The organism is Pseudomonas anguilliseptica (genome assembly GCF_900105355.1).
Classification (GTDB): domain Bacteria; phylum Pseudomonadota; class Gammaproteobacteria; order Pseudomonadales; family Pseudomonadaceae; genus Aquipseudomonas; species Aquipseudomonas anguilliseptica.
The window spans coordinates 3,653,367-3,673,202 of the sequence record NZ_FNSC01000001.1; the positions used below are offsets into that span (position 1 = coordinate 3,653,367).

Genomic DNA, 19,836 nt, shown 5'->3' on the forward strand with positions numbered 1-19,836 from the left:
CAGCGCGACGGAATTATTACCCCATACGCAACCCACACCGTTGCAATTGAACGTAGCAGCTCAAGGTGTCTGGCAGCAGGCCGATGAGCTGCTGATTGAGGGCGTCAATCAACATCCTCATCCCATCATTGTGGTGCTGCGCCTGGATGATGAGGTGTCGTGGGACTACGCCACGCGTTTTAACCGCGAGTGGCAAGTCCCGCCTGGCCCTTTCCTCCTGAGCCAACCGCTGTCTGGGCTGCGCGATGGTCGCGGACGGGAAATGAGCCGTTTGGCTTTGCGCCGGTTGTATCTGTTTCATGCCGAGCAGGGGCCTGCAGTACAGGTCAATCACCTGAGGTTGTTTCGACAAACCTTCCCCGAACAGGTCGTGGCGTGGGACATGGGCGCGGCTCACAGTGCGTGCAGCAGTGGTTTTCGCTGTATGGACGAACGTTCTCTGGCGCTCCAGGGTGTGGCGCTGGAGGCCCGGCAGCGCCCGTATGCCGATGCACTGCTGGCCGATGGTATTCGCGGCATAGCCGCTCTGCGCTTGCCGCTGGCGGCGGGGCGTTGGCGGCTCTTGTTGTGGCAAGAGGACGTCGGTGAGTGGGAATACTTGCCGCATGTGTTGCACCGCGAACTGCGTTTAAACGGTGAGCGGGTGCGCAATGAGCACCTCACCCCTGAGCAATGGTATAGCCAGCGCTATTTGGCTGGGCGTGAGCGTGAGTGGCAAGTGGGGGAAGATGCCTGGCAGGCGCTGGGTCGCTGGCGCGGCGAGGCGCTGGAGCAGACCGTCGAAGTGGTTCAGGACCAGGGCCTGTTGATTGAAATGACAGGTGAAGGCGCAGATGCACAGTATTTGTCAGGATTACTGGCATGGCCTGCCGATGACCCGGTTGCCGAAGAGGCTGTGCGTACATGGCAGCGGCAGCGTGCGCAGCGCTTTGCCGCGCAGTGGCCCGTGCAAGCGCAGGATGAGTCTGTTGCCAAACAATTGCAGGTACGTTTGACCGCAGTGGAAGACTGGTTGGCAACGCCACTGGAGGATGCCCAGATCCAACGCGGTGTGGCAGGCAGTCGCCTTTTTGTAGGCCTGCGCATTGATGCGGCGCAGGAGGACAACAGCCCCGTGCTGCTGGTGACACCGCCTCTGTTAAATGACCAAAGCCTTCCCGTTCAGGTGCACTTTGGTCACTGGCGGCTGGAGCGACCGCAAGCGGCCAGTACATTGCTGGTGCCAGGAGCCGGGCATTTGCGAGCAGACCTCGAGCACTTGCGGCTACGCCCAGGGCAGCCGCGGCGTTTGCTGGTGAGTGTTCAGGTCTCTGAGGGCGCAGCCCCTGGGGTCTATGTTGGCAATGTGCAGGTCTACAGTCATGGCGCCTTTCGTCAGCTGCCATATCGGGTACAGGTATTGGCCGTCCAACGTACTCCGCAGCAGACGGCCGTAGGTCTCTACCATGAACGGCTGCCCGCGCTGGGATGGTTTAGCCCGCTGGAACCGGCCATGCAGCAACTCGAAAGCTGTGATTGGCAGCGCTTCGTCCAATTAGGCCTGAGTACGGTGGCACCTGCACTGCCTACGCCGGACAGCGCACAAGCGCGCGATGATTTGGCCGCTCAGGTCAGTCGCGTGCAGCAGTTAGGGTTATCGGCACCCTTATTAGCGTATGCACCCCTTAAGCGCTTGCGAGCGGGGGTTGGCGACGAAGAGGCGTTGCAGCGTTTGCGTCTGCTCTCACCCGTGTTACGGCAGCAGTTATGGTGGGCGGTTGCTGACGAGCCAGCCGTTGAGCAGTTTGCAGTACTGCAGCAGTTTGCCGATCAGGCGCGGGCTATCGCGTTGCCGTTGGCGTGGCAGTTGAATCACCCCGAGCAGCAAAAATTACTTAAACCCGGTGATTTGTTATTGGCTAACCCGGGCTTTGGTGTGGATGTTGAGCGCATTGCACAGATCGAGGCTCAAGGGGTTAAGGTCTGGTTATATAACTTAGGACGCGAGCGGCTGGCCGCTGGATTCTACCTGTGGCGTAGTCAGGCATCCGGCCTGTTGCAATGGCATGCACGGATGCCCACTGCCGATCCTTTTGACTCCACTGATGGTCGCGAAGCCGACTTCAATTACCTATGGCCGCAAGCCTTGATGCCGGATCAGCGCTGTGCAGTGCTGGATATGGATGCGCGTCTGGTGGGGCTGAGTCAGGGCATGGAGGATCTGCGCTGGCTGCAATGGCTGGATCAACAGGCGTCTGTGAATGAGGCGGCGCGTCGCCTACGTAAACAACTTTGGCAGCAGGTTCCGACTCGCTGGGAAATGGCACAGACACTGCAAGAGAAGCACCTGCAGGGCTGGCGAGAAGCTATTCTGGAGTTGGCGCAGCAGCGCTCCCCATCATTCGCCGCGCCACTTAAGTGAAGTCAGTGATCACATGCAGCAAGGAGGCCTTTATCTGCAATCGTCTGTTGTTAAGCCTGTGTATCAGCCTGCTATGCAGTGCTTGTGCTCAGCAGCCCAGCCATGTGGCAGAGGTACCAAGCGACTTACAGCCACCCGCTGAAAGCCCGTACTTGGCGCGCATTAATCAATTACGGGCACAAACCGGCTATGTCGCACCCGCATCAACGACCATCGAGCCGGCGCAGGGGCAAGAGCCAGTCACAGATCCTGTGTCGGGCGACCCGGAGCCAGGCAGTCGCTTGCTCTGGCACTTTACGGATCAGCAGCAGCAACCGAGTGCTGCACAGTCGCAAGTGTTCAGCTTATGGCAGCGGCAACAGCAGCATGCACTGAGTGTCCAGGTCGGGCCTGTAAGTGGAAAAACGCCACTGGAGTCGGCCCGTCTGGCGCTGTTGAGGGCTCAGGCGTTGCAACGTTGGTTGGATGAGCAGTCGGTGCAGGCTCATGTTCGTTATGTGCCGCAGATGCCGTTGAACCAAGTGCTATGGCAGGCGGAACGTCAGCCATGAATGAGTCGCTGATGCTCAACTTGCATGCCATTCTGGCCGGTGCCTGGCGGCGTCGGTATTTGATGGCCTCGTGCATGTTGATCATGCCGCTATTAGCCATAGTGGTCGGGATGTTGAGTCCACGCACATGGCAGACGCACACCAGTGTGTTGGTTCAGGAAACCTCAAAGCTCAACCCCTTTCTTGAAGACCTGTCGGTGTCGAGCAATTTGGAGGCGCGCTATGCCGGATTGAATGCGTTGCTGCACAGCCGGCATGTACTGGCCAACGTGGCGCAAGAACTCGGCATGATCAAGGCTGACAGCGACCCTGCCTGGCGTGAGCAGGTGATAGCAGAGTTGGCGGCGTCCTTGAGCTTGCAGCTGTTGGGCAAGGACATGTTGCAGCTTGTCTACCGCTCGAAGAACCCGGACAACATGGCGTCGACACTGAAGTTGGTACGCCAGCACTTCCTCGACCAGTTGCTGGCGCCTGAGCAGTCTTCACTGGCTAGCTCCGAACAGTTTCTTGAGCAGCAGTTGGATGAACGTCGGCGCGACTTGCAGAGCGTTGAACAGAGCCTGGCCGATTACAAGAAGCAACATGCAGCTGAGTTACCCAGTTTGTTAGGGTCGAATGTCACAAGCCTGCGTCGGCTCAAAGAGGAAGTGGCAGACAAACGCACGCAATTGGCAGGTGCGTTGGCGGCAAAAGATTCGCAACAGTCGCGTTTGGCTCAGGTCAATCCAGTGATCGGTCGCCTGGAGGAACAGATTGTCACGATCACCAGTGATCTAGCCCTGCTGCGCGCGCGTTACACCGAAGAGCACAGCGCGGTGCAGGCTGCTTTGCGCAAGCTGAGTCGCTTGGAGGAGGAGCGCGGTGCACAGATCAAGCAGTTATCCGGTATCTCCTCGCAAGATCTCGATCAGTTGTGGCGTTTAGCCTCAGGAAGTGAGCAAGAGCAGGGCGGCGAGCGCCGCACGTTGCTGATTTCGCAACTTGAAGCGTTGCAAATTGCAAATAATCGCGTTGTGCAACTGCAAAAAGAGTTGATTGACCAAGAGAAATCCTTGCTTGAGATCGAAGGGCAGGTCACCAACTATGCCGAAGTTGAACGGGGCATGGCGGAGTTGGAACGCGAGTTGGCTAGCAAGCGAACCCTCTATGAAGAGCTGCAACTGCGCTTCGAGAAAGCCCGTGTTGCGGGAGCTTTAGGCCGATTCGAGCAGCCGGAGAGGATCAAGATTATTGACGAGGCTTTTCAGCCGCTGAAACCGAGCAATCTGCCCTTGTTTGCTTTTGTTTTAGCCGGTGTCGTCGCGGGAATTGCACTTGGCGTGGGGCTTGCAATTATCAGTGAACTGATGGATAGCAGCGTGCGGCGGCGGGATCGCTTGGAGGCATTGCTGGATGTTCCGGTCATAAGTCGTATCCCTTGTGTCACGGAAGGCACTCCTTAAACGGAGGTTGTATGAGCCAGACAATTATTCAGGTCGTTCAGCACTTAGCCCCCGGCGGTATTGAATGCATGGTGCTTGATCTGCTTAAGCACGCGACGGCTGAGCAGACTGTGCACGTGGTCAGCCTGGAGGGCAATGCTGCCCAGATGGAGTATTGGCCTCGGTTAAAGCCCTATGCTTCGCGTTTGCACTTCTTGAACAAAGCGGCCGGTATTTCTCCTGTACTAATCTGGAAGCTGCGTGGCTTGATGCGCACGCTCAAAGCGGATGTTGTGCACACCCACCATATCGGGCCTTTGTTGTATGGCGGTACTGCCGCGCGCCTGGCGGGTGTGCCGATATTGCTGCACACCGAGCATGATGCCTGGCACTTACAGGACCCCAAGCGCAGACGTTTGGCCAAGCTTTTACTTGCGGCTCTGAGTCCGAGCGTGATTGCGGATTCGCAACAGGTACAGGCGCAGATGCGCTCCATGTTGCCGAGCAGTAATCCTCAGGTAATTCTTAATGGCATCGATGTGCAGCGTTTCAAACCCTGCAGTCAACGCCTTTCACGCGAGCGTTTGGGTTTGCCTGTGGATGTCAAGTTGGTGGGCTGTGCCGCCCGCTTAGAAACCGTGAAAGGCCATCAGGACTTGCTCGATGCCTTGTTCCGGTTACCGATGAATGTGCATTTAGCGCTGGCCGGCGATGGCTCTTTGCGCGAGTCACTGGAAGCCCAGGCGGTTGAGTTGGGGCAGCAGCACCGTATCCACTTTCTCGGGCATGTAGAGGCCATGCCGGACTTCTACCGGGCCCTGGATGTGTTCTGTCTGGCCTCCATGGCAGAGGGCATGCCCCTTAGTTTGCTGGAGGCTCAGGCATGCGGTGTGCCTGTAGTGGCAACGCGTGTCGGCGGGGTGGCTGAGGCAGTCTGCCCACTCAGTGGTGTGCTGGTTAGAGCAGGTCATTCTGACGAGCTGGCGCGAGCACTCAAGTACCAGTTCCAACGCAAGCCTAAGTACGATCCGCGGCCTTTCGTACTGAGTGGTAAGCGTGTTCAGGATATGGTGCATGCCTATGCACTCCTCGGCGCTGGCTTGCGCTTGGGAGGTAGTCATGTCGGTTGAATCTGCTGGCCTGGTGGTGTTCGGGTTGTGTGCCTTGTTGGTGGTGTATCACCACGCCATATACCCCGTCTTGTTGAGCCGTCTTGCGGCACGCTGCAGGCTCTCGGAGCTGCCTGATATTCCCCAGCGCGGCTGGCAGTCCCAGGCAGGCGACCAGTTGCTACCGAGCATTGAAATCATCATGCCGGCTTACAACGAGTCGGCCTGTATTGCGGACAAGTTGCGCAACCTGGCCCAATTGGATTACCCGGCTGGCTTGTGGCGCGTGGTGATCATGCTCGACGGCTGCAGCGATGCCACGCGTGCCTGTGCGGAGAGCACGTTACAGGAGCCTGAGTGTGCGGGTTTGCCTGTGGTTATTCGCGACTACCAAGACAATCTCGGCAAAGTCATGCGGATCAACCAGGCTATTGAGGCGGCGCAGAGCTCACTGGTTTTGCTTTCCGATGTCTCGGCTTTGCTACCGGTGGATTGCTTGTTGGCCTTGGCGGCTCATTTTAATGACCCCCGTATCGGGGCCGTCAGCTTGGGATACCGCTTGCTCAATTCGGGTAGTGTGGGGGAGCAGGTCTACTGGGATTATCAGCGAAAGATAAAAATCCAGGAGAGTCGCCTGGGCTGTGTGCAGGGCGCTCATGGTTCAGGCTGGGCCCTGCGTCGGGCGCTGTTTCAACCCTTGCCGGCCTCCACCATCAATGATGATTTCATCATGCCCATGCAGATTGCGGCGCAAGGTTATCGGGTGGTGTATGAGTCGCGTCTCAGTGCGCTCGAGCTTGAATGCATGGGCGCCGTCGGTGAGCCGCAGCGTCGTCGTCGTATTGCTGCAGGCAACACCCAGCAAATTGCCCGCCTGCTCAGGCTGCTAAGCCCGCAGCAGGGGGCTAAAGCGTTTATGTTTCTTTCAGGCAAGTGTTTGCGCGTATTAATGCCTTACTGCTTGCTGGGGATGTTGCTGGCCAATGGCTTGTTTTTGGGGCTGGGTAGCTGGGCTGTTGCGCTTTTTCTTGCTCAATTGCTCGGCTATGGCGCGTTCATTGCTATGAACCTATTGCAGTACACTCCCCGGTTGCGCCTGTTGCGCGTGATCAATTATTTGCTGCTGGGGCACTGGGCCAACTTGAATGGCAGCGTGCATTATTTGACCGGTCGCCAACGTGGCGTCTGGCAGCGGGTTAAGGAGACATGATCATGCAAGCATCTTTTGTTCATCCAGTCATACAGGTGCTCAAGCGAGCGCTGGACTTTTTCGGCGCGGGTCTTGGTCTGCTGTTGTGTTTGCCTGTTTTTCCTCTGATCGCCCTGGCGATCAAGTTGGAAAGCCCGGGCCCGGTTTTCTTCAAACAATTGCGTATTGGCCGTAGTTGGCCGGAGCATGTGGAACTGTTTGAAATGATCAAGTTTCGTTCCATGCGCGCCGATGCTGAAGTCGGCAGCGGGCCGGTGTGGGCGCAACGCAATGACCCCAGAATTACGCGCGTTGGTAAGTTCCTGCGCAAGTCACGCCTGGATGAGCTGCCACAGTTTATCAATGTGCTGCGCGGTGAAATGTCCTTGATTGGGCCGCGCCCCGAGCGCCCTGGTATTACCCGCAGCCTTGAGCAGGCCATCCCCTATTTTGTCGAGCGCACCTATGGTGTGGCGCCCGGTATTACAGGGTTGGCCCAAGTGATTAATGGCTACGATGAGACCCTTAATGATGTGCGAGCCAAGCTCGGTTATGACTTGGCCTATTCGTTGAGCCTGAGTCATCCGGGACAATGGGTGCTGATGGAGTTGCGTATTGTTTGCCTGACCTTGCAGGTCATGCTGTTTGGTCGTGGCCGTTAATGGGTGCTATGCGCTGAGCACGCGAGTGATGATTACATGGGCGACGCTTCGCATGAAGCGTCGCCTTTTTTATGGCCGTCTCGCAATTTGCTGCTCAGTTGCAAAGCGCCACTGGCGTTATTGCAATCTGCAAGGCACACGCAATTAACTTTTCTTAAAAGGCAGTTATATTTATATAAGTTTATGTTTTATAAAGATTTTTAATGGTTGGCCTAGCCCTTGCTTTGTATTGGTTACATCCTCAAAACCGGAGTGCCTTGCAATGAGCCCCATGACCTATTTTCTGAATGATGCACTGGTCGTTAACCTGGACGGCGAGTTGGACGCCAAGAGTGTGCATGACCTGCGCCCCTGCTTTGAAGAGCTTGCCGATGCCGGTAAGTCGGTGGTGCTGGACATGAGCGAAGTGAGCTTTATCGACAGTTCGGGCATCGGTGCCATCGTGTTTCTCTACAAGCGGTTGGTGGCCCGGCAGTTCTCCGTCAGCGTGATCGGTCTGCGTCCGCAACCACGGGAGCTCTTCATGATGCTACGGATCAACAAGACCATTGCTTGCCATGACAACCTCAAAGCGTTCCTGGGGCGTCAAGCGCACAAGGTCGCTGTATGAAAGCCCTGTATGTCATACCTCTGGTTGCGCTGCTGAGTGCCTGCAATATATGGCCTCGCCACGGTGCTGGAGGTGTGGCGGAGTACCGTGCACCGGCTATCTGGATGGGCAGCGAAGAGGAGCAGTTGCTTAATGAGCTGCAAGCCTTGCAGGGTGAAACGGAGCATCTGATCCGGCAAGGGGCAATGGACTGTCAACCGGCTCAGGTGTTCAACGTTCGTCGCGCGATGATTCGTCTTAAGCGTGAGCTTTACGGTGACATGCTGGCTGACGCGCACGACTCGATGGTGTCCGTCAAAGTGGCGCTTGGCCGCCTACACTGGAGTAAAAAGCTCAGGGCCGAGTGCTATGAACAACGCGCCCAGCGCTACGCACATCGCTGAGAGCAATTTGACCGCTGGCTTGGCTGAGCAGGGCAAAAGGGAGGGGGATGCATGCAGGAGAGATGGCTGTGCCTATGCGTTGCATGGCTGATGCTATCGCTATCGCCTGCGGCGGTGGCGCAAGAGCAATCAGCAGCACTGCCGATTGATGCGCCAGCCAGCGCGGTGATTTCGTCAGGCTCCTCAGGCACTGGGCGTTCTGATGCATCGGCTCTTCGTCCTGGCGATGTGCTTGTGCTGACGGTGCCGGGAGAGGCGGCATTCGAGACCCCCTTTGAAGTCGACCGATACGGCTATGTGCAACTGCCTGAGGTGGGGCGAATTAAGGTTGAAGACCTGAGCCTCGATCAAGCCAAGGCCAAGTTACAACAGGCGTTAGCCGGTATTTTTCGTGATCTGGAGCGTTTTGATGTGCAGCTCAAACAGCGGCAGCTGCCCATTACGGTGTTGGGGTATGTGCGCAAGCCTGGCCCTGTGACTCTCCCGGCAGAAGGCAATGTGCAAATGGCCATCGCGGCTGCCGGTGGGCTGGTGCCTGGTGCTCAACTGGATAAATTGCAGGTGCGCCGAGGCGATGAAACGCTGTCGGTGGACTACAAGAAATACATGGACAGCGGCGAAGCTGGCTTGCTGCCTGCACTGCAACCTCGAGACTTGGTTTTTGTCCCAGCCTCGCCTCTGATTGGCAATGTTCAGATCGAATTTGATGCAGCCACCCTGGCGGCGGGGGGGGATGCCGGCGAGTCGGGGCGTGCGGTCAAAGTCTTCGGGGAAGTCAATAACCCCGGCAGCTTTACCTACAAAGATGGCAGCTCGCTCGTGGATCTGTTGATGCGGGCGGGGGGCGTGACGCGTTTTGCCGGGGTTGAACGCATCCGGGTTATCAATCAGGGCGCGCCACAGCTGTTTGATCTCAAAGCCTACCTGGACTCTGGCGATAGCAGTCGCTTGCCGAGCATACAGGGTGGCGCAACGATTTTTGTGCCCAAGCAGGAGGATGCCGTCAGCCGCAGTGCCTCGACGGTGTACATCATGGGCGAGGTGTTTCATCCCGGTGCCTACGAAGGACGTGAAGGCACGACCTTCTTCGACATCCTGGCTAATGCTGGCGGCCCTACGCGTTTCGCAGAAAGCCGGCAGATTCGCATTTTGCGCCAGGATGGCAGTGTTGAAAATTTCGACTTGCAAGGTTACACCGAAGGTTTAGCCCGCACCAAGCAGCCTGCTATTCGCCCAGGTGATGCCATTTTTGTCCCTGAAAAGACCGACATGAATGAAAAATCCTGGCTCAAGGTCGCGCCCAATCGTGCGGTGATGGTTATTGGTCAGGTGACTCAGCCGGGCCGCTTTGAATGGTCGGATGAGATGAGCCTGCTCGACTTACTGGCCCACGCCGGAGGGCCAACTAGCCAAGCGGACATTGCCGATGTGCGGATCGTCCCACCGGGCGGCAAAGCGCAGTCGTTTGATCTGGATCGGTTTGTGAATCAGGGTGGGGATGTGACCAGCTTACCGGTCATTCATGCAGGCTATACCATCATGGTCCCGGAGCTGCCGCAGGACCCCAGCGATAACAAGTCACAATGGATTCGTCAGAGCAAAGACAATTCCATCTATGTATTTGGTCAGGTGGGTGCGCCGGGGCGCTATGCGTTCAATGACCACTTGGGGTTTCTTGACATTCTGTCAGCGGCGGATGGTCCTACTGCTGCCGCTGATATCCATAACATCCGCATTACCCATCGCAGCGAGGCCATCACACGGGTTACCAAACTCGATCTCTCCGACTATTTCGAAACAGGCGATGAGACCTTGCTGCCGCAGGTACTGCCGGGCGACACCATCTACATCCCGGAAAAGGGGCGGCCTTGGCTGGATGAGAAAAAAGAAAATACCGTTCGCGTTATGGGCGCAGTGGCTAAACCCGGACGCTACCGGTTCAATGAAGACATGACCATTCTTGATCTGCTAGCCGAGGCGGGTGGGCCGTCGGCAACGGCTTACTTGGAACGTATTGTGGTGGTGAACGTGGCTAAGGCGCAGGCTGGGGAGGATCAAGCGCGAACGTTTGATTTTGAAGAGTTTATGCTTGAGCCCGACTTTGCTGCATTGCCACTGCTGCGTCCAGGCGACACCCTTTACGTCCCCGAGAGGAGTTCAAGTAACTGGGCCATTTTTATGGACGGTGTACGTGACAGCGTCAGCCTCCTGTCGATATTCGCCATCATCGGAGGATTGTGATGCAGCGCTTGCCAGTCGCTTACCTGGAGCTCGAAGCCGTGTATGCGCGCAGCATCGGCCAGGGCATGCGCACGCTGGCAGTGTGTGCCGCTAATAGTGGCGAGGGGGTCAGCATGTTGGCCGAAGCCCTGGCGCACCGCACGCAAGCGGCTGGACGGCGCGTGTTGCTGGTGGAAATGAATCTGTATCAGCCAACCATGGCCAATCACTTCGGTATTGAGCGGCAAGCCTGGTTGCCAGCCCTGAGCGAAAAAGGCCAAGGCTCGCTTCCGCTGATCCATGAGACCCAGGGGTTCGGTGTGTTGCCCGCCTCCTTGGCTAAAGAGGCAAGCATGCGCCTGCGCGAGCCGCATGTTCTGGAGCAAAGTCTTAATGAGTGGTTGAGCCATTACGATCATGTGATCTTCGACACCTCGCCACTCAATGCCACCAATCAGCACAACATTCCTGCTGAGCGGATTGCTGCTGCGTGTGAAGGATGCATCCTGTTGGTGCTGGCCGGCAAAACCACTCAATCGGCAGTGATTCAAGCTAAGCGACGGCTGGAGGCGGCTAATGTTCGCTTGATCGGTGCGGTCTTCAATGACTGCTACAACCCAACCCTGGCGGCAGAAATGGAGCGTGAGTGCAAACGCTTGGACCGCTGGGCGCCTCGTATTGCTGGTTGGCTTAAACGTCGGGCGATGGACAGCCCATTACTCAATGTTCCGGTGTAACCCGGCAGGAGAGGTGTATTGGGCCTAATTGGGGTGAGTGCATGAAGCTGACAGGCCGAATGGTTATCTTGTCGCTACAGCTGCTGGGTACGTTGCTGGTGCTGGTGTGGGCAATTTTTCAGCAGGAGCAGTGGTGGCAGTGGTGGCAGTGGTTGTTGTTAGTTGTCGTCGGTAGTTTGTTTGGCCAACTGTATTTAATGGTGCGGCGTGTCACGCGTGTTAGGGCACCGCTAACAACCGCTCCCCTCCTGGATGTGATCAAGCCAGACATAGCTGCAGGGCGAGCGGAAATAAAACACCTGGCTGAAAACCTGGCTCGCTCGCAGAAGGAGAAAAACCTGGCGCGCGAGCGCATGCAGGCTATTTTCGAGACGCTGCAAGAAGGCATCGTGACGCTGGACTGCGCTGGATTGATCCTGAGCGCAAATCCGGCAGCCTTGCGATTATTTGAAGCGGACGGTGCGCATTTCATCGGCTCGCGACTGTGGGACTGGTTGCAACTGGATGAGGTGCAGCAAGCCTTACTCAGCAACACTCAGCCGTTGGCTTTTAGCCTCGAGCAATTGGTGGATGGCGTGCGCTCAAGCGGTGAGCGCTTCCCGTTGTCTCTGCATATTGATTCCATCGATTTAGAGGGAGCAGAGCACTACGTGGCGACGCTGAGCGATGTCAGTGATCTGTTAGGTGTGCGTGACAAGCTGGCACTAAGCCAGGCCGTGAAATCATCCATCTTGGCCTCAGCGCTGGATGCCATCATCACGGTTGACGATCAGGGGCTGATCATTGAGTTCAACCCTGCCGCCGAGCAGACGTTCGGTCATACCCGCAGCACCGTGCTGGGGAAGGAAATGGCTGACTTGATTATTCCCGAAGCCTTGCGCGCAGCACATCGTCGGGGCATGCAACATTACTTGAGCACAGGTGAGCATAAAGTTCTCGGGCAACGTGTTGAGGTGACGGGTTTACACCGCGACGGCCACGAGTTTCCAATCGAGCTGGCCATTGCGCCGATTCGCCTTGATCAGCGCACGCTGTTTACCGCCTATGTTCGCGATATCACGGATCGTCGTGTGGCCGAAGCCGAGTTGCAACAAGCCAAGAGCAGTGCTGAGGCAGCCAGTCGCGCTAAGGGCGACTTCCTCGCAGTGATGAGTCATGAGTTGCGCACGCCCCTGAATGCCATCATTGGTTCAATATCACTGCTCAGCGAAAGCTCGCTGGCTTTGGAACAGCGCAAACTATTGATCAACGCAGCACAAGCAGGCAAAGCCATGCTCTGGCTGGTCAATGACATTCTCGATTTCTCCAAGATAGAAGTCGGCATGTTGGAGTTGGAGCACTACCCGTTTGAGTTAGCCGCTGTGGTTGAGGAGGTGTTGTTTCTGTTGGCTCCCCGAGCGAAAGACAAGTCCATTGATTTGTCGGTGGTGCTTGACCCCAAGCTGCCGCATAAGGTCAAGGGAGATGCGGGGCGTATTCGTCAGATATTAATCAACCTAGTCGGTAATGCGATCAAGTTCACCGAGCACGGTGGCGTGTCTATTCGTTTGAGCGTGGATGAGCAGGCGGGTATTCGCGTCGAGGTCGAAGACAGCGGTATTGGCATTACCCAAACGGTGCAAGAGAAACTATTTAGTGAGTTTATTCAGGGTGACTCGGCTTACTCCCGTAAATATGGTGGCACCGGGCTAGGGCTGGCGATCTGTAAACGTTTAACCGAGATGATGAATGGTTGCATCGGGCTAAAGAGCCGGCTGGGCGAAGGCAGCTGTTTCTGGTTTACCTTGCCGCTGGAGGTCGAGACCCCGGCCATGGCTCTTGTTAACCCTGAGTTACTTCCACGCAGGGTGCTGTTGCAAGAAAGCAACCGTATGACAGCCGCCGCTTTGCTTATGCAAATGCAGCACTGGCAGATTGAGGTCGAACGAAGCGTTGTGCCAGAGCAGGATCATTGGCTGCGCTGGATGGACAGTGATGGTTCGGAGCACTGTCTGTCTTTGGGTATAAACCAGCAGGGGCAAACGGCTCATATCCCCACACCAGTCCTCCCTCGGCTACTGGCGCAAGCCTTGGCGGGTCTCTCTCTTGATGGGCAGGAGCGCATACAGTCCGGTGCTGAGCAGCAACCCAGACCCGAGCAGTTCGGCCGTATCTTGTTAGCCGAAGACAGCTTGGCCAATCAAATGGTGGCTGAAGCCATGCTGCAGAGAGCAGGCTATGAGGTCGACTCAGTGGCTAATGGAGCTGAGGCGGTGCAAGCGGTTGAGGCCGGTAAATATGATCTAGTCCTGATGGACCTCTCAATGCCGGAAATGGACGGTATTACGGCTACGCAACTGCTTCGTCAACGAGGATACGATCTCCCTATTCTGGCGATGACGGCCAATGTCCTTAAGGAAGACCTTGATCGCTGTATGCAAGCCGGAATGAATGGTTATGTAACCAAGCCGGTGGTACACCATGACTTGCTCAATGCGCTGCGCACCTGGTTGGCCGATAAATCTGTGCACAGAGTGCCAAAGGCTCCCGTGCTTCAACGGACTGAAGAGGCTGTTGAGACGCTATGGAATGAGGCCATCCTATTGCAGTTGCAACGCGATATTGGGGCTGCCATGCCACGTATGATTTCGCTTTATATCCAGGAGGCGAGCAAGCGAAGTGATGCGATCACTGCGGCGATTAGCGCGCAGGATATGACGGTGATGTGCCATGAAAGTCATGCGCTGAAAAGCAGTTCCGGTACTCTGGGAGCTGTGGCTATACAGAACCTAGCTCTGCGACTTGAGATGGCCTGTATTGACAGTAAGCTGCACGAAGCGCTCGCGTTAGCGCAGCAACTCGCTCCGTTACTGGCTGCGACTCTGGAGCACTTGCCCGCTGTTGCACGTACATCATGAGTGTTCTCTTGGATATGCAAGCCCCAGCAACTCTGGACGGTGTACGTTGTTTGCGCCATGCCTTAGAGCGGGCAACCCTGAGACATCCGCTAGAGGCCGCTCAGCGCCAAGCCTTACTTTTGGGGTTAACGGAGTTGGCAACCAATAGCGTTAAGCACGCTGCACCCTCTGTGCTAACCCTGTATGTCGTCCGCGAAGAGCAGGGGTTGTTGTGTGTGCTGGGTGAGGATGGTCCACACTTTGCGGCGTTTGACGCACTGATTCGCCAGCGCCTTACCTCGATGGACGACCCATTGAGTGAACCTGAGTTGATCGAGTCTGGTATGGGCCTGAGCCTTATTGCGCAATGTTTGCCCGGTGTTCAATGCAGGCGTGAAGCTGACCTTAATCGGTACACCTGGCGTGTAGCGGGTTCTCGACCTCGTTTGCGAGTCGCCGTGGTGGACGATGACCCATTGATCCGTGAGCTGATAAGCCTCTACCTTGCCGACGACTATCAGGTCAGTGTCTTTGACAGTGCTTTCAGCGCCTTGCAAGCCCTCACCGAGTCGCCTCCTGATGTCGTGCTGTCGGATATCCACATGCCGGAAATGGACGGTTTAAGCTTGCGTCAGGCATTGGCGGAGCGAAGCCATACGGCGGTTACCCCGTTTGTGTTCATCAGCGGCAGCGATGACGATGTGTTGCGTGAACAAACCAGTGCACTGGGGATTGATGACTATCTGTGTAAACCCCTCGAGCGGCGCCAGCTTATTCAGGTTGTAGAGCGTGTTCATCAACGCAGTCTACGTATTCAAGTGGCTGCGCAACAATTGGTTGAAAGCGGTATCACGGTTCAACTGCAGCCGGTATTACCTGCTGTTGCCGAGCCTTTTCAGTTGGCCATGGCGCATCGGCCTGCTGAAGCGGGGGGCGGGGATTTTGTTTTTCATCGCCAGCAGGCCGGGCGCCACACCCTTGTGTTGGGCGACTGCATGGGGCATGGGCAGCAAGCTAAAGTGTTTGCCCACGCATACCAAGCCTATTTATCGAGTACGTTGGGGGCACTGGATACGTTGGTGGGACCGGCGCAGGTTTTGGCGCAACTCAGCGACGCGATGCAAACAGATCAGTTACTGAGTCAAAGCTTGCTGACGTGCATCGTCATGCAATGGCAAGACGATGAATGGATTACGTTGGCCTGTGCAGGGCATCCGCAGCCCTTATTGTGCAATGGCGATACGGTTGTCGAGGTGCCCGTTGCTGGCATGTTGCCTGGGCTGATGGCCGATACCCGCTATCAAAATTGTCAGGTACAGCTGCGCCGAGGGTCGCGGTTATGCCTCTACAGCGATGGTCTCTTGGCAGGATTGGCTACGCGCACCGACGAGGCCCAAGCTCTGCAGTGCTTATCCGCTAACGTGCGTTTGTCCGCGCACCAGCCACTCGCTATTCAAGCGCATTGGCTACTGGAGCAGGGGGCTACGGCGCGTGATGATGCCTGCGTGATATTGTTAGAAAATCCTCTGTCGTGAGCGCACCAGGTCACGATGCAGGATTGGCGTTTATCTCTACTATGCTTTGAGAAAACACTAAGGACAGTCCGTGCACAGCATCCCAAAGATTCTTTTAGTTGAAGACAGCCCAGCCTTGGCCGCGGTCTATCAGGAGTACTTGCGTAACATCGAGCACAGCTTTTTCTGGGCAGACAGCCTGGCCAAAGCCCGAGAGTTCTATCAAAAACATACGCCTGATCTGATCTTACTTGATCTCAAGCTTCCCGATGGTGATGGCCTCGATTTGTTGCGAGCGTGGCACGCTGAAGGTTCCGACGCTTCGGTCGTCGTGATCACGGCACACAGCAGCGTGGATGTCGCCATTGATGCCATGCGCTTTGGTGCCGTTGACTTTATTGAAAAGCCCTTCGATGCCAAGCGCTTGCTGGTCACGGTGAAAAACACGCTGCAGCAGCGCTCCCTAAAAGAGCAGGTGGATGACTACAAAGAGCAATATGAGCGCGAGGACTTTTACGGCTTTATTGGGGCGTCCAAAGCCATGCAGGCGGTTTACTGCATTCTTGAGGCTGCCGCGTCCAGTACTGCTACTGTCTTTATTACCGGCGAAAGCGGAACGGGCAAAGAGCTATGCGCGCAAGCGCTGCATCGGTTGAGTAATCGCAGGGATAAATCCTTTATTGCCCTGAACTGCGCTGCTATCCCGCGAGACTTGATCGAGAGTGAAATTTTTGGCCACGTCAAAGGTGCATTCACAGGGGCTTCCAGCGAGCGCGACGGTGCGGCAATCGCAGCGGATGGCGGCACCCTGTTTCTCGATGAGCTGTGTGAAATGGACCTGGATCTGCAAAGCAAATTGTTGCGTTTCGTTCAAACCGGGCAAGTACAGAAAGTTGGTGCGAATCAGCTGCGCAAAGTGGATGTCCGCTTTGTTTGTGCCACCAATCGCAACCCGTTGAAGGAGTTGGAAGAGGGGCGCTTTCGTGAGGATCTTTACTACCGTTTGCATGTGATTCCCGTGGCATTGCCGCCTTTACGCGAACGCGGTGAGGATGCGTTGATCATTGCCCGGCGCTTGTTGCATCAGTTTTCCAGTGAAGAACAAAAGGTCTTCCGAGGCTTCGATTCGCAAGTGGAAAATGTGCTGCGCACCTATTCATGGCCTGGAAATGTTAGGCAATTGCAAAACATTATTCGCAACCTCGTGGTCCTTAATCAGGGGCCGCATGTGACGCAGGCAATGCTCCCGCCGCCCTTGAGTAACGTGTCAGTCAGTGAACGAACAACCAGGATGCCTGAGCTGACGGTTGATGCATTGGAAGTGGAAGTGAGCAGCATTAAGCCGCTTTGGATCGTGGAGCGAGATGCCATTGAACAGGCTGTCGCACTGTGCGCTGGTAATATCCCCAAAGCAGCTGCTTTGCTTGAGGTCAGCCCCTCCACTATTTATCGCAAGAAGGCCAGCTGGGGATAGGGCGACGCAAGCTTGAGTAACAGGCTGGTGTGCCAGCGTCATTGAGCCACGCAGGCCATTCCGTACGAGTGCAGCGCATGCCGATTGCTTTATGCCTAGCGTGCTGAAGTTGGTCTGGTAAGTGCTTGCCTATAAGGACAGCTCTGGAATAAAAAGCCCTGCGAAAGATAAACCTTGGCAGGGCATGTGTGGTGCTGATGAACGGGCGTATCAGTCATATGCATTGACGCTTATTCCTTGATCCCTTCAACGGCGCGGCCATCGATCGTACCTTCCTTAAGCATGATCTGATACTCCTTACCGTCTTTCTCGATCTGATGCAGGCGTACCAGCAGGAAGTCCCAGTCCTTGGCGAACCAGAGGATGGTCTTGCGGCTACTTTGCGTCGGGTCGCGCACGCGCTCGACCTTGATGGCGTCAATTAGGCCGGCTTTAGTGCGCACGGTTTCTTCACCCAGCACGCGGAAATCGTAGGTTTCCACTTCGTCGCCATCGACCACCTGGTAGCTCATGCTCTGGGTGCCGGCGGCCACGTCATATTGCAGGGCCAACTGGTAGGTCGATTTGTCCAGCAGGCCACGGTTCAGTGGCAGGCGCACCGGGGTGTCGCGATCACTGCCGGTGACCTGTTTGGCGCTCCAGTCGAAGTCGTGCTCAATCTTCTTGCCTTTGCCCAGGCCGTTGCGTTCATACAGGTAGGTCTGTGGCAGGAAGACTTCTTTGTCCACGCGCAGGGTGCTTTGTTCGGTCAGGCTGGCGACCAGCATGGAGGCTTCGAAATTTAGCTTCCATATCCCGTTATCCAGGGCTTCAAGGTTGCGTTCGGCGCTGCCGCTGACGGGCAGTTGCTTCCAGTCGGCGGTGTAGCTGGCGGAGAAGGGTTTCAGCTCGACGGCCAGTGCCGGCAGGCTCAAAAGTGTCAGTGCGAACAGTAAGGCGCGACCCATGGTGTCTCCTAAGTTCGAATAAGGTGTCCGGTACTCGGCAACAATTGCTCGTCCAACATCGCCCCGTGTACCGTCAGCTGCAAACGGCCTTCGGCAAACCAGCGCACGGCCAGCGGGTAAATTACATGTTCTTGCTCGTGTACGCGCTGCGCCAGGCTGGTGGGCGAGTCATCCGACTGTACCGGTATCACTGCCTGTACGACCAGTGGTCCGCCATCGAGTTCCTCGCTGACAAAGTGCACGCTACAACCATGCTCAGTGTCGCCGGCGTCCAACGCCCGCTGATGGGTGTGCAGGCCTTTGTATTTCGGCAGCAAGGACGGGTGGATATTCAGCAGACGGCCGCTGTAGTGACGGACAAAGCCAGGCGTAAGGATGCGCATAAACCCCGCCAGCACCACCAGTTGCGGATTAAACGCATCAATGGCCTCGACCAGCGCGGCATCGAAGGCTTCGCGGCCGTCGAACTGCTTGTGGTCGAGGACTGCAGTGGCGATGCCGGCCTGTTTTGCGCGCTCCAGACCGTAGGCATCGGCGCGGTTGGAAATCACCGCGCTGATATGTGCCGGATTGCCGTCATGGGCGATGCTATCAATCAGCGCCTGCAGGTTGCTGCCGGAGCCAGAGATCAGCACCACCACGTTGCACTGTGCTGGCATTAGTGCTGTTTCAGGTTGTTCAGCACGACCTGGGCGGCACCTTCGGCGGCTTCACCGATCTGGCCGATCACCCATGGCTGCTCGCCAGCGGCGGTCAGGGTTTGCAGGGCCACTTCGACCTGATCCTGCGCCACGCAGATCACCATGCCGACGCCGCAGTTGAGCACACGGTGCATTTCGTGCTCATCGACGTTGCCTTTTTCTTGCAGCCAGTCGAAGACCGCTGGGCGAGTCCAGCTGGCCACATCGACCACGGCCTGGGCACCTTTTGGCAGCACGCGCGGGATGTTGTCGAGCAGGCCACCACCGGTGATGTGGGCCATGGCTTTGACGGCGCCGGTGTCCTTGATCAACTTGAGCAGCGGTTTGACGTAGATGCGCGTCGGCGCCATCAGCAGGTCGGTCAGCGGCTTGCCAGCAACCTGGGTGGTTTCGATGTCGGCGCCGGAGACTTCGATGATCTTGCGGATCAGCGAGTAGCCGTTGGAGTGCGGGCCGGAGGACGGCAGGGCGATCAGCGCATCGCCAGTAGCGACTTTCGAGCCGTCGATGATCTCGGTTTTTTCCACCACGCCGACGCAGAAACCGGCCAGGTCGTAGTCTTCGCCTTCGTACATGCCCGGCATTTCAGCGGTTTCACCGCCAACCAGTGAGCAGCCCGCCAGTTCGCAGCCTGCGCCAATGCCGGTGACCACGGTGGCGGCGACGTCGACATTGAGCTTGCCAGTGGCGTAGTAGTCGAGGAAGAACAGCGGCTCGGCACCGCACACCACCAGGTCATTGACACACATGGCGACCAGGTCCTGGCCGATGCTGTCGTGCTTGTTCAGGTTCAGCGCCAGGCGCAGCTTGGTGCCTACACCGTCAGTGCCGGAGACCAGCACCGGTTGCTTGTAGCCAGCCGGGATCTCGCACAGGGCGCCGAAGCCGCCCAGCCCACCCATGACTTCCGGACGCGCGGTGCGCTTGGCCACGCCTTTGATGCGTTCGACCAGGGCTTCGCCCGCCTCGATATCTACACCTGCGTCCTTGTAGCTGATGGAGGGTTGCTTGCTCATAGATCCAGGCCTTTAGGGGAAATTC

The 19,836-nt window shown here is 56.8% G+C and carries 16 protein-coding genes; 13 read left to right on the forward strand and 3 right to left on the reverse strand.

What is annotated here, in order from left to right:
* The first annotated feature begins 40 nt into the window (after positions 1–40).
* From BLW24_RS17850 to BLW24_RS17910, 13 genes are all read left to right on the forward strand, one after another.
* Positions 41–2,401 carry a hypothetical protein gene (locus tag BLW24_RS17850; RefSeq protein WP_139272694.1) on the forward strand — a complete coding sequence of 787 codons (2,361 nt, stop codon included), beginning with the start codon at positions 41–43 and terminating at the stop codon, positions 2,399–2,401.
* Positions 2,402–2,553: 152 nt separating this feature from the next.
* Positions 2,554–2,952 carry a hypothetical protein gene (locus BLW24_RS17855; protein WP_139272695.1) on the forward strand — a complete coding sequence of 133 codons (399 nt, stop codon included), beginning with the start codon at positions 2,554–2,556 and terminating at the stop codon, positions 2,950–2,952.
* Positions 2,949–4,394, forward strand: a complete 1,446-nt coding sequence (locus BLW24_RS17860; RefSeq protein WP_167360395.1) for a GumC family protein — start codon at positions 2,949–2,951, stop codon at positions 4,392–4,394. The genes BLW24_RS17855 and BLW24_RS17860 overlap by 4 nt, the downstream gene beginning before the upstream one ends.
* An 11-nt stretch (positions 4,395–4,405) precedes the next feature.
* The gene (locus BLW24_RS17865; protein WP_090385107.1) at positions 4,406–5,503 is read left to right on the forward strand and encodes a glycosyltransferase; all 1,098 of its coding nucleotides are present in this window, start codon (positions 4,406–4,408) and stop codon (positions 5,501–5,503) included.
* Positions 5,493–6,692 (forward strand): glycosyltransferase family 2 protein, encoded by a 1,200-nt coding sequence (locus BLW24_RS17870; RefSeq protein WP_167360396.1) that lies wholly within the window; start codon positions 5,493–5,495, stop codon positions 6,690–6,692. The genes BLW24_RS17865 and BLW24_RS17870 overlap by 11 nt, the downstream gene beginning before the upstream one ends.
* A 2-nt stretch (positions 6,693–6,694) precedes the next feature.
* Entirely contained in the window at positions 6,695–7,333 is a 639-nt protein-coding gene (locus tag BLW24_RS17875) for a sugar transferase (RefSeq protein WP_090385116.1), read from the forward strand.
* A gap of 262 nt (positions 7,334–7,595) precedes the next feature.
* Complete coding sequence (locus BLW24_RS17880) at positions 7,596–7,943, forward strand: STAS domain-containing protein (RefSeq protein WP_090385120.1); 348 nt, start codon at positions 7,596–7,598, stop codon at positions 7,941–7,943.
* On the forward strand, positions 7,940–8,326 hold the full coding sequence (locus BLW24_RS17885; RefSeq protein WP_139272696.1) for a hypothetical protein: 387 nt from the start codon (positions 7,940–7,942) through the stop codon (positions 8,324–8,326). Before BLW24_RS17880 ends, BLW24_RS17885 begins: the two co-directional genes overlap by 4 nt.
* Positions 8,327–8,377: 51 nt before the next feature.
* A complete protein-coding gene (locus BLW24_RS17890) occupies positions 8,378–10,567 on the forward strand; it encodes an SLBB domain-containing protein (RefSeq protein WP_208600196.1) in 2,190 nt (729 codons plus the stop codon).
* Positions 10,567–11,283, forward strand: a complete 717-nt coding sequence (locus BLW24_RS17895; protein ID WP_090385132.1) for a CpsD/CapB family tyrosine-protein kinase — start codon at positions 10,567–10,569, stop codon at positions 11,281–11,283. Before BLW24_RS17890 ends, BLW24_RS17895 begins: the two co-directional genes overlap by 1 nt.
* A gap of 41 nt (positions 11,284–11,324) precedes the next feature.
* Positions 11,325–14,180, forward strand: coding sequence for a PAS domain S-box protein (locus tag BLW24_RS17900; protein ID WP_090385135.1), 2,856 nt, complete (start codon positions 11,325–11,327; stop codon positions 14,178–14,180).
* 14 nt (positions 14,181–14,194) lie between these two features.
* A complete protein-coding gene (locus tag BLW24_RS17905) occupies positions 14,195–15,694 on the forward strand; it encodes a SpoIIE family protein phosphatase (RefSeq protein WP_244161285.1) in 1,500 nt (499 codons plus the stop codon).
* Positions 15,695–15,764: 70 nt separating this feature from the next.
* Entirely contained in the window at positions 15,765–17,147 is a 1,383-nt protein-coding gene (locus BLW24_RS17910) for a sigma-54-dependent transcriptional regulator (RefSeq protein ID WP_090385148.1), read from the forward strand.
* A 230-nt stretch (positions 17,148–17,377) separates the two neighbouring features.
* Here the strand turns inward: BLW24_RS17910 and BLW24_RS17915 are convergent, their stop codons facing one another.
* From BLW24_RS17915 to purM, 3 genes are read right to left on the reverse strand one after another with little or no spacing between them, the layout of a single operon-like run.
* A complete protein-coding gene (locus BLW24_RS17915; protein WP_090385153.1) occupies positions 17,378–18,094 on the reverse strand; it encodes a DUF3108 domain-containing protein in 717 nt (238 codons plus the stop codon).
* 8 nt (positions 18,095–18,102) lie between these two features.
* On the reverse strand, positions 18,103–18,753 hold the full coding sequence (gene purN / locus BLW24_RS17920; RefSeq protein ID WP_090385161.1) for a phosphoribosylglycinamide formyltransferase: 651 nt from the start codon (positions 18,751–18,753) through the stop codon (positions 18,103–18,105).
* Complete coding sequence (gene purM / locus BLW24_RS17925; protein WP_090385164.1) at positions 18,753–19,811, reverse strand: phosphoribosylformylglycinamidine cyclo-ligase; 1,059 nt, start codon at positions 19,809–19,811, stop codon at positions 18,753–18,755. Before purM ends, purN begins: the two co-directional genes overlap by 1 nt.
* Positions 19,812–19,836: the final 25 nt, after the last annotated feature.

Coding starts and splice junctions, on each gene's coding strand:
- BLW24_RS17885 (WP_139272696.1), top strand. CDS start 7,940: ATGAAAGCCCTGTATGTCATACCTCTGGTTGCGCTGCTGAGTGCCTGC.
- BLW24_RS17875 (WP_090385116.1), top strand. CDS start 6,695: ATGCAAGCATCTTTTGTTCATCCAGTCATACAGGTGCTCAAGCGAGCG.
- purN (WP_090385161.1), bottom strand. CDS start 18,753: ATGCCAGCACAGTGCAACGTGGTGGTGCTGATCTCTGGCTCCGGCAGC.
- BLW24_RS17905 (WP_244161285.1), top strand. CDS start 14,195: ATGCAAGCCCCAGCAACTCTGGACGGTGTACGTTGTTTGCGCCATGCC.
- BLW24_RS17895 (WP_090385132.1), top strand. CDS start 10,567: ATGCAGCGCTTGCCAGTCGCTTACCTGGAGCTCGAAGCCGTGTATGCG.
- BLW24_RS17890 (WP_208600196.1), top strand. CDS start 8,378: ATGCAGGAGAGATGGCTGTGCCTATGCGTTGCATGGCTGATGCTATCG.
- BLW24_RS17880 (WP_090385120.1), top strand. CDS start 7,596: ATGAGCCCCATGACCTATTTTCTGAATGATGCACTGGTCGTTAACCTG.
- BLW24_RS17915 (WP_090385153.1), bottom strand. CDS start 18,094: ATGGGTCGCGCCTTACTGTTCGCACTGACACTTTTGAGCCTGCCGGCA.
- BLW24_RS17870 (WP_167360396.1), top strand. CDS start 5,493: ATGTCGGTTGAATCTGCTGGCCTGGTGGTGTTCGGGTTGTGTGCCTTG.
- BLW24_RS17860 (WP_167360395.1), top strand. CDS start 2,949: ATGAATGAGTCGCTGATGCTCAACTTGCATGCCATTCTGGCCGGTGCC.
- BLW24_RS17865 (WP_090385107.1), top strand. CDS start 4,406: ATGAGCCAGACAATTATTCAGGTCGTTCAGCACTTAGCCCCCGGCGGT.
- BLW24_RS17900 (WP_090385135.1), top strand. CDS start 11,325: ATGAAGCTGACAGGCCGAATGGTTATCTTGTCGCTACAGCTGCTGGGT.
- purM (WP_090385164.1), bottom strand. CDS start 19,811: ATGAGCAAGCAACCCTCCATCAGCTACAAGGACGCAGGTGTAGATATC.